Annotated in this window: 13 protein-coding genes; 8 read left to right on the top strand and 5 right to left on the bottom strand. The window is 67.8% G+C overall.

The genetic code is table 11. The features are described 5' to 3' along the window. Positions 1-20 precede the first annotated feature (20 nt). From ACFVJ5_RS15270 to ACFVJ5_RS15255, 4 genes are read left to right on the top strand one after another with little or no spacing between them, the layout of a single operon-like run. A complete protein-coding gene (locus tag ACFVJ5_RS15270) occupies positions 21-1,019 on the top strand; it encodes an ABC transporter substrate-binding protein (protein ID WP_379220504.1) in 999 nt (332 codons plus the stop codon). Continuing rightward, positions 1,016-2,245, top strand: a complete 1,230-nt coding sequence (entS, locus tag ACFVJ5_RS15265) for an enterobactin transporter EntS (protein ID WP_379220503.1) — start codon at positions 1,016-1,018, stop codon at positions 2,243-2,245. Before ACFVJ5_RS15270 ends, entS begins: the two co-directional genes overlap by 4 nt. Next, entirely contained in the window at positions 2,242-3,081 is an 840-nt protein-coding gene (locus tag ACFVJ5_RS15260; protein WP_379220502.1) for a siderophore-interacting protein, read from the top strand. The genes entS and ACFVJ5_RS15260 overlap by 4 nt, the downstream gene beginning before the upstream one ends. A 3-nt stretch (positions 3,082-3,084) precedes the next feature. Further along, a complete protein-coding gene (locus ACFVJ5_RS15255; RefSeq protein WP_379220501.1) occupies positions 3,085-3,300 on the top strand; it encodes a phosphopantetheine-binding protein in 216 nt (71 codons plus the stop codon). Between the two features lie 52 nt (positions 3,301-3,352). On the opposite strand, the gene ACFVJ5_RS15250 is transcribed toward ACFVJ5_RS15255, so the two are convergent. Beyond that, positions 3,353-5,002, bottom strand: a complete 1,650-nt coding sequence (locus tag ACFVJ5_RS15250) for a (2,3-dihydroxybenzoyl)adenylate synthase (protein WP_379220500.1) — start codon at positions 5,000-5,002, stop codon at positions 3,353-3,355. 87 nt (positions 5,003-5,089) lie between these two features. Here ACFVJ5_RS15250 and ACFVJ5_RS15245 point away from each other — a divergent pair, with 87 nt between their 5' ends. From ACFVJ5_RS15245 to ACFVJ5_RS15230, 4 genes are all read left to right on the top strand, one after another. Then, on the top strand, positions 5,090-5,875 hold the full coding sequence (locus ACFVJ5_RS15245; protein ID WP_379220499.1) for an SDR family oxidoreductase: 786 nt from the start codon (positions 5,090-5,092) through the stop codon (positions 5,873-5,875). Between the two features lie 9 nt (positions 5,876-5,884). Further along, complete coding sequence (locus ACFVJ5_RS15240; protein WP_379220498.1) at positions 5,885-7,018, top strand: isochorismate synthase MenF; 1,134 nt, start codon at positions 5,885-5,887, stop codon at positions 7,016-7,018. A gap of 35 nt (positions 7,019-7,053) precedes the next feature. Next, positions 7,054-7,722 (top strand): isochorismatase family protein, encoded by a 669-nt coding sequence (locus ACFVJ5_RS15235; protein ID WP_379220497.1) that lies wholly within the window; start codon positions 7,054-7,056, stop codon positions 7,720-7,722. A 101-nt stretch (positions 7,723-7,823) separates the two neighbouring features. Then, positions 7,824-8,822, top strand: a complete 999-nt coding sequence (locus ACFVJ5_RS15230; RefSeq protein ID WP_379220496.1) for an ABC transporter substrate-binding protein — start codon at positions 7,824-7,826, stop codon at positions 8,820-8,822. A gap of 24 nt (positions 8,823-8,846) precedes the next feature. On the opposite strand, the gene ACFVJ5_RS15225 is transcribed toward ACFVJ5_RS15230, so the two are convergent. From ACFVJ5_RS15225 to ACFVJ5_RS15210, 4 genes are all read right to left on the bottom strand, one after another. After that, the gene (locus ACFVJ5_RS15225; protein ID WP_379220495.1) at positions 8,847-9,956 is read right to left on the bottom strand and encodes a mechanosensitive ion channel family protein; all 1,110 of its coding nucleotides are present in this window, start codon (positions 9,954-9,956) and stop codon (positions 8,847-8,849) included. Positions 9,957-10,119: 163 nt separating this feature from the next. Further along, positions 10,120-11,538: an NAD(P)(+) transhydrogenase (Re/Si-specific) subunit beta gene (locus tag ACFVJ5_RS15220; protein WP_379220658.1), complete on the bottom strand. Its 1,419-nt coding sequence runs from the start codon at positions 11,536-11,538 to the stop codon at positions 10,120-10,122. A gap of 17 nt (positions 11,539-11,555) precedes the next feature. Next, positions 11,556-11,858, bottom strand: coding sequence for an NAD(P) transhydrogenase subunit alpha (locus ACFVJ5_RS15215; RefSeq protein WP_056818017.1), 303 nt, complete (start codon positions 11,856-11,858; stop codon positions 11,556-11,558). Further along, positions 11,858-12,976: a Re/Si-specific NAD(P)(+) transhydrogenase subunit alpha gene (locus ACFVJ5_RS15210; RefSeq protein ID WP_379220494.1), complete on the bottom strand. Its 1,119-nt coding sequence runs from the start codon at positions 12,974-12,976 to the stop codon at positions 11,858-11,860. The genes ACFVJ5_RS15215 and ACFVJ5_RS15210 overlap by 1 nt, the downstream gene beginning before the upstream one ends. Positions 12,977-13,126 lie beyond the last annotated feature (150 nt).

Here is a 13,126-nt window from a genome sequence, read left to right as displayed (position 1 = left end):
AGATGAGGACAACTCCTTCCATGTTCACCACACGATCATCGGGCAGGCTCCGCGCCACCCTCGCCCTGCTGGTTCTCGCGCTGATCGCCGCGCTCACCGGCTGCAGCACCTCTTCGGGCGACACCGCCGCACCCAGCGGCCCCCGCGAGGTCCAGACTCCGAAGGGCCCGGTCTCCGTCCCCGCGGATCCGCAGCGCATCGTCGTGCTCAACGGCACCCTGGCGGGCTACCTCTACGACCTCGAGGCGCCGGTCGTCGCCGCCGACCCGCGGCTGCTCGGCGTCGCCAGCAAGCCGGGCGAGTTCCCGACCGGCTGGGCCGAGGACGCGGCGAAGCAGGGCACCAAGGCCCTGCCCACCGGTGAGAACATCAACCTGGAGTTCATCGCCGCCCAGCGCCCCGACCTGATCATCGGCGGCGGCCAGGGCTACCCGGCGCAGCAGTCGGTGAACGCCTACGACCAGCTCAGCGCGATCGCCCCGACCGTGCTGGTGCCGACCGAGACCACCTACTGGCAGGACCAGCTGCGGGTGATCGCCGACGTGGTCGGCAAGCCGTCCAAGGTCGACCAGCTGATCGCCAACTACAAGGACAAGCTGGCCAAGGCCAAGAGCTCCATCAAGGCGCCCGCGGGCAACACCGTCATCATGCAGTCGCTCAAGAGCCAGAAGCCGACCGCGTTCGTGCCCACCGCCGCACTGCCCACGCTGCTGTCGGAGGTCGGCTTCACGCTGGACCTTCAGCTCGAGAGCAAGGCGGGCAACCCCGCTCGCGAAGGTAGCGCCGACTTCATCAGCTTCAGCCCGGAGTTGCTGAACACCGCGGTCGACGCGCCCGTGCTGTTCATGATCCCGCTCAACGGCGGCCGCAGCGTGGCCGAGCTGCGGGCCGACCCGATGTACGCGTCGCTGCCCTCGTTCAAGGCGAACACCGTCTTCGAGCTGCCCGCGACCAGCTCACGTCCTGACTACCGCACGGTCATGACCACGCTCGATCTGCTCGTGGAACGCTTCAAGTGACAGCGGTCGGCGGCCTGCTCATCGACATCAGCCCGCTGCGGACCTCGCGTCCGTTCCGGTGCGCGTTCGCGGCGCGGCTGGTGTCGGTGCTGGGGCTCGGGCTGCTCATGGTGGCCCTGCCGTTGCAGGTCTATCAACTGACCGGCTCGACCCTGCAGGTCGCCGGCATCGCGACGACCACCGCGGCCGCATTGTTCGTCGGCAGCCTCGCGGGCGGTGTGATCGCCGACCGTTACGACCGGCGCAATGTGATCCAATGGTCGCGCAGCGCCGCGGGTTTCGGGTTTCTGATTCTCGGTATCAACGCGGTGTTGCCGGATCCGATGCTGTCGGTGATCTATCTGGCCGCCGTCATCGACGGACTCGCGGGCGGCGTCAGCGGCTCCGCGTTGATGGCGCTGGTCCCGATGTTGGTCGGTCGCGAGAAGATCGCGGCGGCGGGCGCTTTGACCGCGCTCACCACCGACCTCGGGACCATGATCACGCCCGCGATCGCCGGTGTGCTCGTCGCGCAGGCGGGCGTGTCGGTCGCGTTCTTCCTGTGCGCGGGCGCCACCGTCGCCACCGTCGGGCTGATCACCGCGATCGGGCCCGCGCCGCCACCGGCCCGCGACCTGCAGAACCCGGTGCGCGAACTGGCGATCGGCATTCGATTCGCGATGCAGCACAAGACGATTCGCATCATCCTGCTCACCGGCTTGCTCGCCATGCTCGTCAGCGGCCCACTGGTGCTGTTGCCGGCCTTCGCCGAGGTCGAACTCGGCGCGGGCCCCGGCACCCTCGGCCTGCTCTACGCCGCGCCGGGCGCCGGTGCGGTTCTCGGCTCGCTCACCAGCGGCTGGATGAGTCGCACCCGCTACAACGGGCTCGCCCTGCTGATCTCGCTGGCCCTCATGCCACTGGGTGTGATCGCCGCCGGACTGTGGTCGCACGCGGCGCTGGTGTTCCTCGGGCTGGCCGGATTCGGCCTGGCCAGGGCGGTGAACATCGTGCTGCGCTACACCCTGCTGCAACAGCAGGCGCCCGAGGAACTGCGCGGCCGGATGGCCGGACTTCTCATGGTGCAGTCGGTGACCGGCACCGCGATCGGTTCGATGGCCGCCGGTTTCGTCGGCCAATTCTTCGCACCGGGTTCCGCGCTCGTGTTCTACGGCGTCGCGGTCCTGGTTCTCACCGGCGTGGTGGCGCTTGCCGCCGGGCCGCTGCACGGAAAGGAACAGCAGTGACAGATCGCAGTGGCTATGCCGCGCGCATCGCCGAAGTGCTCGCCAGTGAGCACGGCGCCAAGGTCCCGTATCCGATCGGATTGCAGGAAGTGGAGGTGATCCGCACGGTCGCGGTCGGAGCCGGGCTGCTCAGGATCACCTTCGGCGGGCCCGATATCGCGTCCTTCCACAGCTATGTTCCGGATGAGCATGTGCGCCTGGTATTTCCGTGCGAGGACGGGGTGCTGCGGCTGCCCGCGCGCGACGGTCAGTCACTCGAGTGGGGCAACCCGCGCCCGGTGTCGCGCGAGTACACGGTGCGCCGCCACAGCATCGCCGACAACGAACTCGATATCGACTTCGCGATCCACCCCGGCGGCTTGGCCTCGGAGTGGGCGAGCGCGGCGACCCCGGGCACCAAGATCCACATCGCGGGCCCTCCCGGTGGCGTCGTCGTCCCGAAGTCCTACGACCGGTTCCTCTTCGTCGGTGACATCACCGCGCTGCCCGCCATCGCGCGCTGGCTGGAACGGCTGTCGCGGACCGCGCGGGGCTGGGCCTTCATCGAGGTGACCGGACCCGAGGAAGAGATCGAGATCGACGCGCCGGCAGGTGTCGAGGTGCGCTGGCTGCACCGCGGCGACCTGGAGCCGGGCACCGGAGACGCGCTGGAGAAGGCGGTCCGCGGGGTGGAAGTTCCTGCCGGGCAGCGGGTTTACGCCTGGGTCGCCGGCGAGGCGGGGTGTCTGCGTGGCATCCGCAAGGTGGTGCGCGGCGAACTCGGCATCGGGCCCAAGGACTCGCTGATCGCCGGGTACTGGAAGCGCGGCGTCGCCGATTTCGATCGAGAGGAATGAGCGATGACCGACGAACAAGTCATCTCGGACGTGGCCACAGCACTCGGCGTCGACCGATCCGAACTGGCCACCGATACCGATCTGCTGGACGCGGGCCTCGACTCGGTTCGCATCATGTCGCTCGTGGAGAAATGGCGGTCGGCCGGACATGCAGATATCGACTTCCCCACGCTCGCCGGTGATCCCGTGCTCGGGTCGTGGATCGAACTGCTGGCCTGACCGCGTGATGCGGGCCGGGGGCGGCTCGAAATCCATGCCGCCCCCGGCTCGGTCAGTTGCCGTGCGCCCCGTCGGCGAGTGCCTGCCGCAGATCCTTGCGGCTGGTCTTGCCGACGCCGGTTTCCGGGAATTCGTCGACGACCACCACCGTGTCGGGCATCTTCCACGCTGCCACTCCGCGCGAGCGCACGAACTTGCGCACCGAGATCAGCGTGGGTCGCTGTGCGGGGTCGATCGGCTGGACGAAGGCGCAGATGCGTTGCCCCAGGACAGGATCCGGTGTTCCCACGATGACGGCGTCGCGGACCGCGGGATGTTCGAGCAGGTGCGCCTCGAGCTCTTCGGCCGATACCTTCTCGCCGCCCCGGTTCACCCAGTCGCCCGCGCGACCCGCGACCACGAGATTGCCGTCGGGGCGCACGGACACGATGTCGCCGGTGCGGTACCAGCCATCGGCGGTGAAGCTGCGGGCATCGGCGTCGGGGTTGTTGTAGTAGCCGCGAATTGTGTACGGGCCCTGCGTGATCAGATTTCCGGTCGCGCCCGGCGCCACCTCGGCACCGTTGTCGTCGACGACGGCGAGCTGGTCGTACTCCGACATCGGCCGCCCCTGGGTGCTCACCACCACGTCGATCGGGTCGTCGAGCCTGGTGTAGCAGACCAGACCCTCGGCCATCCCGAACACCTGCTGCAAGGTCACGCCGAGCGCGGGACCGATCCGGCGGGCCAGCTCGTCCTGGCACCGTGCCCCGCCGACCTGGAGTACTCGCAGACTGGACAGGTCGGGGGTCGCGCCCGCCTCCGCGCGCTCGGTCCACAGCCGTGCCAGCGGGGGCACCAGGCCCGTGATGGTGACGCCGAACCGCTCGATCAGCGGGAAAGCCGTCGCCGGAGTCGGATCCGGCGTCATCGCGACCGCGCCACCCGCCCACAGTGCGCCCAGGATGCCCGGCGAACTCATCGGGAAGTTGTGCGCGACCGGCAGTGTCGCGAGATAGACAGTGGCACTGTCGAGTTCACAGATCTCGGCGCTGCGACGCACGCTGTAGAGGTAGTCGTCGTGGGTTCGCGCAATGAGCTTCGGGATGCCGGTACTGCCACCCGACAGTTGCAGGAACGCCACAGCACCGGCCGACGGACCCGCCAATTCGCTAGGGGTGTCGCGGCATTCGTCGATGCCGTGCGCGTCCTCGGGCAACGACTCACAGTCGACCAGCACCAGGTGACGCAGACTCTCGACCTCGCCGCGCACCTCGGCGGCCAGCGCCGCGTAGTCGAAACGCTGGTAAGTACCGCAGGTGATCATGGCCTTCGCCGCGGCGGCATGGGCGATCGGCACCAGCTCGGCCTTGCGATGGGCGGGCAGACAGAACACCGGCAGCGCGCCGAGCTTGAACAGCGCGAAGATCACCTCGACGAATTCCGCGCGGTTGGGGAGCTGCACCAGCACCCGGTCACCGGGCGCGATGCCGAGGCGGGCCAGACCGGTGGCGAGCGAGCGGGAACGGTGCTCGAGTTCGGCGTAGGTCCAGCTGTTCGCGTCGTCCAGGACCGCGATCCGGTCCGGCGCCGCGACCGCGCGCGCGGTGAGCACATCGCCGAATGTCTCACCGGTCCAACAGTTCTGCTCTCGATATCGTTGTGCCAGCTCAGCGGGCCACGGAGTGAATCCGGGGAGCACGGGATCGGTCAAGTCGAGCACCTCTTTCCAGCGGATCTTCGAAGTTCCTCGCCGGAAGCTGTAAGGGAAGCTAACCAACCGACGACGAAATCAGGTTAGGCTAACCTCATGCATAGTGGTGAGTCCAGCGGGCGAATCGTTGTCGTCACCGGCGCCGCCGGGGGAATCGGCGCCGCGATCGCCGCCCGTTTCGCCGGCGAAGCGGGAGTTCTCTCGCTGTGGGACCGCGACCCCGCCGTCCACAAGGTCGCCGCCGAACTGACGGCACGATCCGCGCATGGCGTCGAACTGGATGTCAGCGACCCCGCCGAAGTACAGGCCGCCTTCGACCGCCTCACCACGGAATTCGGAACACCCGATGTCGTCGTGCACGCGGCAGGGCTCATGGTCGGCGGCTCCGCACTCGAACTCGACCGACAAGAGTGGGCACGCTGCCTGACCGTCAACGCCACCGGCACGATGCTGGTCACCCAGCGCGCGGCCGCCGAGATGGTCCGCGCCGGTCGCGGCGCGATCGTGGTCGTCTCCTCGAACGCGGCCGCCACGCCACGCGTCGCGATGGCCGCCTACGGCGCCGCCAAGGCCGCCGCCACCGCGTTCACCCGGTCGCTGGCTCTGCAAGTCGCACCGCTCGGCGTGCGGGTGAACCTGGTCTCCCCCGGTTCCACCGATACTCCGATGCTGCGTGAGATGTTCGGCGGCACCGTCGACGACGCGGCCGAGAATGCGCTGCTCGACGGTGATCCGAGGGTCTATCGCCTCGGAATTCCGTTGCGCCGCATCGCCACTCCCGCCGACATCGCGGGCTCAGTCCACTTCCTGGCGTCCGAGGACGCCCGCCACATCACGATGCACGACCTGCGGGTCGACGGTGGCGCAACGCTCGACATGTGACCGAGAGGAATGATCACCATCAGTACCGACAGCTCAGACCCCGCTTTCCTGCTGTCCCGTCCGCAGCGGACCGTGTCCGCCACCGCGGGCGGGACCGTCTTCCGCTCGGCACACGACGCGATCACCGCGCTGCGCAGCGGCCGGATCAGCCACATCGTCGGCGCGCTACCGTTCACCCCCGGCGCTCCCACCGCGCTGTGGGCGCCGGACTCGGTGACGATCACCGAGGCGCCGCACCCACCCGGTTCGCGGGCGCTCCCCCGCTTCGAACTCGATGCCGCGCTGCCCGCGCCGGAGGAACACCGCCAGCGCGTCGCCACCGCTGTCGAGCTGCTCGGCGATCCCGCGCACCCGTTGCGCAAGGTGGTGCTGGCCCGCGCTGTGCGCGCTCGTACGACGAAACCTGTTCGAGCACTGGATATCCTGGATCTGATGGTCGCCTCGGACCCGATGTCCAACGGGTTCCTGGTCGACCTCTCCGCCGCGGGCGGACGTTATCCCGGCCGTCATCTGGTCGGCTCCAGCCCTGAGATCCTGGTACGCCGCAACGGAAGTCAGGTCCTGAGCCACCCGCTGGCAGGCTCGGCCCGGCGAATCCTCGACGACAGCGGCGCCGACCGCACCGCCGCCGACGCGCTGCTCGCCTCCACCAAAGACCAAGCCGAGCACCGCTTCGTGACCGACCAGGTCTCCGCCGTGCTGCGCGACCGCTGCGCCGAAGTACACACTCCCGCACCAGAACTCACGGCCACCCCCGCGATGTGGCATCTGGGCACGCCGATCACCGCGACAGTCCCGCTCGCCGGACCATCGGCACTGGAGTTGGCAGTAGCACTGCACCCGACCCCCGCGATCTGCGGCACACCCGCCGCGGCGGCCGCCCGCGTGATCGCCGAACTCGAGGGCGAACGCGGCTTCTACGCGGGCGCGGTCGGCTGGTGCGATGCCGACGGCAACGGGGAATGGATGGTGAGCATCCGCTGCGCCGAACTGTCCGCCGACGGCACCACCCTGCTCGCCCACGCGGGCGGCGGGATCGTCGCCGCCTCCGACCCCACCGCCGAATTGGCCGAGACCACCGGCAAATTCCAGCGCATCCTCGGGCCCCTCGGTATCGCCGACCTGCCCGTCACCGTCGGCTGACCCCGCCGACCCAACGCTCAACGGAGACTCCCCCCATGCCCATTCCCCCGATCGCGCCCTACCCCATGCCGACCGCGGACGAGTTCACCGCCGACCAGGTCGACTGGACCGCCGATGCCGGCCGTAGCGCCCTGCTGATCCACGACATGCAGCAGTACTTCCTCGACGCCTACGACCTCTACCGCGATCCCGCGCGCACCCTCATCGCCAATATCGCCACCCTGCGCGATCACTGCCACCGGTTCGACATCCCGGTCATCTACACGATGCAGCCCGGCGACCAGCATCCGTCGCGGCGCGGGATACTCGCCGAATTCTGGGGCACCGGCATGTCCGAGGGCGCCGATACCGAGGTGATCAACGCCATCGCCCCCGACCCACAGGACATCCAGGTCACCAAGTGGCGCTACTCCGCCTTCCAGCGCACCGATCTGCGGGAGCTACTCGGCTACTACGGTCGCGATCAACTCCTCATCACCGGCGTCTACACCCATATGGGCTGCATGCTCAGTGCCGCGGAAGCGTTCATGGGCGACGTGCGCCCCTTCCTCGTCCACGATGCCACCGCCGACTTCAGCCGCGACGAACACATCATGGCGCTGAACTATGTCGCCCGCCGCTGCGGTGCCGTCACCAGCACCGACGATCTGATCCGTCAGCTCGGCAGCACGAAGGTCGAATCCACCGAACGCCGAACCGCCTGATCGGTACCGACCAGGGCCCTGCCGTTCCGCTGAACGGCAGGGCCTTTTGCCCGCCGAGTCACTCCTGAACCTGCCCCAGAGAAGAAAAAGGAACACCTTTCATGTCAGTTCATCGAATGACGGCGCGCATGCGTGCCGCCGTCGCACTGCTGATCGTCGCGGTGGCCGCGACGGCAGCGGGCTGCGGCAGCTCCACTGCCGACCAGGCCGCCGACACCGGCACTCGCCAGGTGGAAACCGCCAAGGGCCTGGTCACCGTGCCCGCCGACCCGCAGCGCATCGTGGTCCTCAACGGCGCACTCACCGGCTACCTCTTCGACCTGGATGCCAAGGTGAAAGCCGCGGATCCGCGCATTCTGGGCATCACGCTGAAGCCCGGCGAGTTCCCCCCGTCCTGGGCAGCGGATGCCGCGGAACAGGGCACCGCGGCGGTGCCCTCCGGTGACGACCTGAACCTGGAGTTCATCGCCGCCCAGCGGCCGGACCTGATCATCGGCGGCGGACCCGGCTACCCGGGCATGCAGTCGATCAAGAACTACGACAAACTCACGGCCGTCGCGCCCACCGCGCTCGTGCCCTCCGACGCCGTCAACTGGCAGGACCAGCTGAAGTCGGTGGCCGACATCGTGAACCGCCCCGACAAGGTGGACAGCATGATCACCACCTACAACGACAAGGTCGCGAAGGTGAAGTCCGGCGTGAAGCTGCCGCAGGGCGCGACGGCCGTGATGCAGTCCCAATCGGACGGCAAGCCCATCCTGCTCGCCCCCAACACCCCGCTGGCCACACTGCTCGCCGAGGTCGGATTCACCATCGACGACAAGATCGAAGCGAAGGCAGGCAACCCGCCCCGGCCCGCGGCAGCCGACTGGGTGACCTTCAGTCCCGAACTACTGAGCACCGTCGTCGACGCTCCGGTGCTGTTCGTGATCTCGGTCGACAAAGGCCGCGATATCGCCCAGCTGAAGGCAGATCCGGCGCTCGCGATACTCCCGGCCTTCCAGAAAGGTCAGGTCTACGAGCTGCCCGCGGACAGCAAACGGCCGGACTACCGGGTTGCCCTAGCAACCCTCGACCTGCTCGCTGAGCGCTTCGAGTGAGACAGCCGTCGGCGGCCTGCTGATCTAGCGCGCCGACGAAGCCCAGGGCGCGGTGGCCGGCACTCGCTGGTCGCCGACGCGATCACCTGCGCCGGCATCCTCGGCGACGTGGGTGATCGACGTCGGGATCTTGGGAAACGCGTGGGCGTGGTGGCGCCCGATCCAGGTCAGCAACTCCTCGCGGACCGCGCAGCGCAGGGTCCACGCGTCGTCGGCATCGGCGGCCGACATCGTCGCACGGACGACGATGTCGGTCGGCGTGCTGTCGGTCACCAGCAGATTCCAGTTGCGGCCGTCCCACTCCCGGCAGTCGCGCAGGTAGGTGTGCAGGTGCTCGCGCAGCGCGGGCACCGGGGTGCTGTGGTCGAGGTGCAGCAGCACTGTGCCGGTGATCTGCGAGCCGCCCCGCGACCAGTTCTCGTAGGGCTGGCTGTTGAAGTAGGACACCGGCATGGTGAGCCTGCGGTCGTCCCAGATCCGCACGGTCAGGAAGGTGAGGGTGATCTCCTCGACCGTGCCCCACTCCCCTTCCACGACAACGGTATCGCCGATCTTGACCGAGTCGCCGAAGGCGATCTGCAGCCCGGCCATGAGATTGCTCAACGTCGACTGGGCGGCAACACCGACGATGATGCCGATCACGCCCGCCGAGGCCAACATCGACGTGCCGAGGGTCCGCAGACTCGGGAACAGCAACATGATGGCCACCGCGGCGGTGGTGACCACCAGCACCGAGGTGACGATGCGGCGCACCAGTCCGAACTGGGTGCGCAACTGGCGCACGCGCGAAATCTCGCTGGCGCGTTGGGCATAGCGGCCCAGCAGGCTGTCGGCGACCACATCGGTGGCCCGGATGACCAACCACACCGCGGCGATGATGGCCGCCGTGGCAAGGAAGTTCCGGATCACCATGTCCTGGCGCAGGTCGAGCTCGGCGAGCGGGTAGACCGCGTGCAAGGTGACCGTGCCGAGCAGAACCTGGAGCGGCAGTTGCAGTCGCCGCAGCGCTGGCAGATGGACGCTGGGACTTCGGCGCGCCGCGTAGCGCAGCAGACGCTCTACCAGCAAACCCACCGAAACCGTGACCGCCGCCGTAGCGAACAGCACGATGATCGGCCGCAATATCTCCTCCACGAGATCGAACTCCTCTCGTTGTCGGCTCGCTTCAGCTGCGGCATACCCGCTCCCACTCCCGGCAGACATGACTGTCTGATGGCGAGTCGCGGTCGGCACAACGACAAGAGGCTCCGCTGTTCGGCGAGAACAGCGGAGCCTCTTGCGGTTGTATTCGGCTGTCTTACAGCGCCTTCAGTTCCTCGGTGACCGCACCGACGGACTTCTTCGCATCACCGAACAGCATCGACGTGTGGTCGGCGTAGAACAGCGGGTTGTCGATACCGGCGAAGCCGGAGTTCATCGAGCGCTTGAGCACGATGACGCTCTTGGCCTGGTCGACGTTGAGCACCGGCATGCCGTAGATCGGGCTCGACTTGTCGTCGCGGGCCGCCGGGTTGGTGACGTCGTTGGCGCCGATGACCAGGACCACATCGGTACGGTTGAACTCACCGTTGATGTCGTCCATTTCCTTCATCGCGTCGTAGGACACCTCGGCCTCGGCCAGCAGCACGTTCATGTGACCGGGCATACGACCGGCGACCGGGTGGATCGCGTACTTGACCTCGACGCCCTTGCCCTCGAGCAGCAGCGCCATCTCCTTGACCGCGTGCTGGGCCTGGGCCACGGCCATGCCGTAGCCGGGGACCACGATCACCTGGTTGGCGTAGGCCATCTGGATCGCGGCGTCGGCGGCGGAGGTCGCCTTCGCGGTCTTGGCCTCACCGTCACCCGAACCCGCGACCGCGCCGCCGCCACCGAAGCCACCGGCCACGATCGCGGGGATGGAGCGGTTCATGGCCTTGGCCATCAGGTTGGTGAGGATGGTGCCCGAGGCGCCGACGATCATGCCCGCGACGATCATCGCGGTGTTGTTCAGCGCCAGACCCGCGGCCGCGGCCGACAGACCGGTCAGGGCGTTGAGCAGCGAGATGACGACCGGCATGTCCGCGCCACCGATGGGCAGCACGACCATGAGGCCGAGCACACCGGCGAGCACGAGCAGGCCGATCATCCACAGCTGCGAGACACCACCGTTGTCGGCACCGAGGCCGATCACGACGGCGCACACGATCGCGCCGACGAGCAGGATCAGGTTCAGCGGCTGCTGCAAGCGGCCGACGCTGATCGGCTTGCCGGACAGGAGTTCCTGCAGCTTGGCGAAGGCGATGATCGAGCCCCAGAAGGAGATCGAGCCGATCACCGCGGCGAACAGCGAACCGATGATGATGTGGATGGTCGGGGATTCGTGCAGCTCGGAAAAGCCCGCGCTGTCGACGAATTCGGCCCACGCGATCAACGCGACGGTGCCACCACCGACACCGTTGAACGCCGCGACCAGCTGCGGCATCTCGGTCATCTTGGTGCGGATGGCGGGCGGAACACCCAGTGCCACACCGACGATCAGACCGGCGGCGATGAGAATCCAGTTGAGCAGGGCCGCGTGCCGCACCGAGATCAAGGTGGCGACCACCGCGAGACCCATACCGACAGCGGCGATCTGGTTGCCGCGTACGGCCGTCTTCGGGCCGGTGAGGCCCATCAGTCCGTAGATGAACATGGAGAAGGCCACGATGTAGAGGCCGTTCACCAGGTAGGTCATGTTGTCGACTGCGTGCATCACTCGGCCGCCTTCTTCTTACCCTTGAACATGCCGAGCATGCGGTCGGTGACCACGAAACCACCGATGACGTTCAATGTTCCGAACACCACGGCGACGAACAGGATCACCTGTACCAGCAGCGAGGGGTCCTTCACATTGCCCAGGGTCACCAGGGCACCGAGCACGACGATGCCGTGAATGGCGTTGGTGCCCGACATCAGCGGGGTGTGCAGGGTGTTGGGGACCTTGGAGATCACCGCGAAGCCGACGAAGCCGGACAAAACGAGAATCGCGATATTGGCGAGCAGTTCGGTGTACATCAGGCTTCCACCTCACGGGTGACACAGGAATCCGCCAGGACCTGATCTTCGAAGTCGGGGGCGAGCTTGCCGTCGACCAGCATCAGTTCCAGCAGCGCCGAGATGTTCTTCGAGTACAGCTCGGAAGCGTGCTCGGGCATCGTGGCGGGCAGGTTCAGCGGCGAGGCGATGGTCACCTCGTGCTTGACCACGACCTCGCCGGGCTCGGTGAGCTCGCAGTTGCCACCGGTCTCACCGGCCAGGTCGACGATCACGCTGCCGGGCTTCATGCCCTCGACAGCGGCCGCGGTGACCAGGCGGGGTGCGGGGCGACCGGGCACCAGCGCGGTGGTGATCACGACGTCGAAGCCCTTGATGGCGTCTTCGAGCGCCTTCTGCTGCTGGGCCTTCTCCTCGTCGGTGAGTTCGCGGGCGTACCCACCCTCACCGGCGGCGTCGATCCCCAGATCCAGCCACTGCGCACCGACCGAGCGCACCTGATCGGCGACCTCGGGACGCACGTCGTAGCCGGTGGTCCGCCCGCCCAGACGCTTGGCCGTGGCCAGCGCCTGCAGACCGGCGACACCCACACCGAGCACCAGCACGGTGGCCGGCTTCACGGTGCCCGCGGCGGTGGTCAGCATCGGGAAGAACCGGGTCGACTCCGACGCGGCGAGCAGCACGGCCTTGTAGCCGGCCACGTTCGCCTGCGAGGACAGGGCATCCATCACCTGGGCGCGCGAGATACGCGGGATCGCCTCGACGGCGAAAGCCTGCACACCGGCGGACTTCAGCGCGCCGATCTGATTCTCGGCATTGCGCGGCGCCAGGAAACCGATCAGGGTCTGCCCGGAGGACAGCTTGCCCACCTCGGCATCGCTGGGCGGGGCGACCTTGACGACGACCTCGGCCGACCAAGGGTCACCGATGGTCGCGCCTGCCTCTACATAGGCAGCGTCGGGAATGAGAGCGCCGAGGCCGGCACCGGCTTCCACGATCACCTCGACACCCTGCTTGGACAGGGCGGGGATGATCTTGGGTACCAATGCGACTCGCCGCTCACCCGGGCCGGACTCGCGAACGACTCCGACACGCGCTCCGCGCGGCGAACCCTCGCCCACGTTTTGCGTTGTCTCCACTAGTCAGACTTCCTTTTCGTGCTGGCTTCGAGCCTGGGAACAACGGGGCGCCGAAGTTACCTGTGAGTAAGTTCGACTGAAATCCTGGCAACTGTACTCGGCTCGCGGTGAGCCTAGCGGAGATGCCCGTCACAACGGAGAACTGGACTG

This window comes from Nocardia sp. NPDC127606, from assembly GCF_042671725.1.
GTDB lineage: Bacteria > Actinomycetota > Actinomycetes > Mycobacteriales > Mycobacteriaceae > Nocardia.
Note: the sequence above shows the minus strand (reverse complement) of the source record. Positions and strands in the feature narration are given on the sequence as shown.

What these genes read in the sequence shown, in the direction of transcription:
- ACFVJ5_RS15270 (WP_379220504.1), top strand. Translation starts at nt 21, where the DNA reads ATGTTCACCACACGATCATCGGGCAGGCTCCGCGCCACCCTCGCCCTG.
- ACFVJ5_RS15255 (WP_379220501.1), top strand. Translation starts at nt 3,085, where the DNA reads ATGACCGACGAACAAGTCATCTCGGACGTGGCCACAGCACTCGGCGTC.
- ACFVJ5_RS15245 (WP_379220499.1), top strand. Translation starts at nt 5,090, where the DNA reads ATGCATAGTGGTGAGTCCAGCGGGCGAATCGTTGTCGTCACCGGCGCC.
- ACFVJ5_RS15240 (WP_379220498.1), top strand. Translation starts at nt 5,885, where the DNA reads ATGATCACCATCAGTACCGACAGCTCAGACCCCGCTTTCCTGCTGTCC.
- ACFVJ5_RS15235 (WP_379220497.1), top strand. Translation starts at nt 7,054, where the DNA reads ATGCCCATTCCCCCGATCGCGCCCTACCCCATGCCGACCGCGGACGAG.
- ACFVJ5_RS15230 (WP_379220496.1), top strand. Translation starts at nt 7,824, where the DNA reads ATGTCAGTTCATCGAATGACGGCGCGCATGCGTGCCGCCGTCGCACTG.
- ACFVJ5_RS15220 (WP_379220658.1), bottom strand. Translation starts at nt 11,538, where the DNA reads ATGACCTACCTGGTGAACGGCCTCTACATCGTGGCCTTCTCCATGTTC.
- ACFVJ5_RS15215 (WP_056818017.1), bottom strand. Translation starts at nt 11,858, where the DNA reads ATGTACACCGAACTGCTCGCCAATATCGCGATTCTCGTTTTGTCCGGC.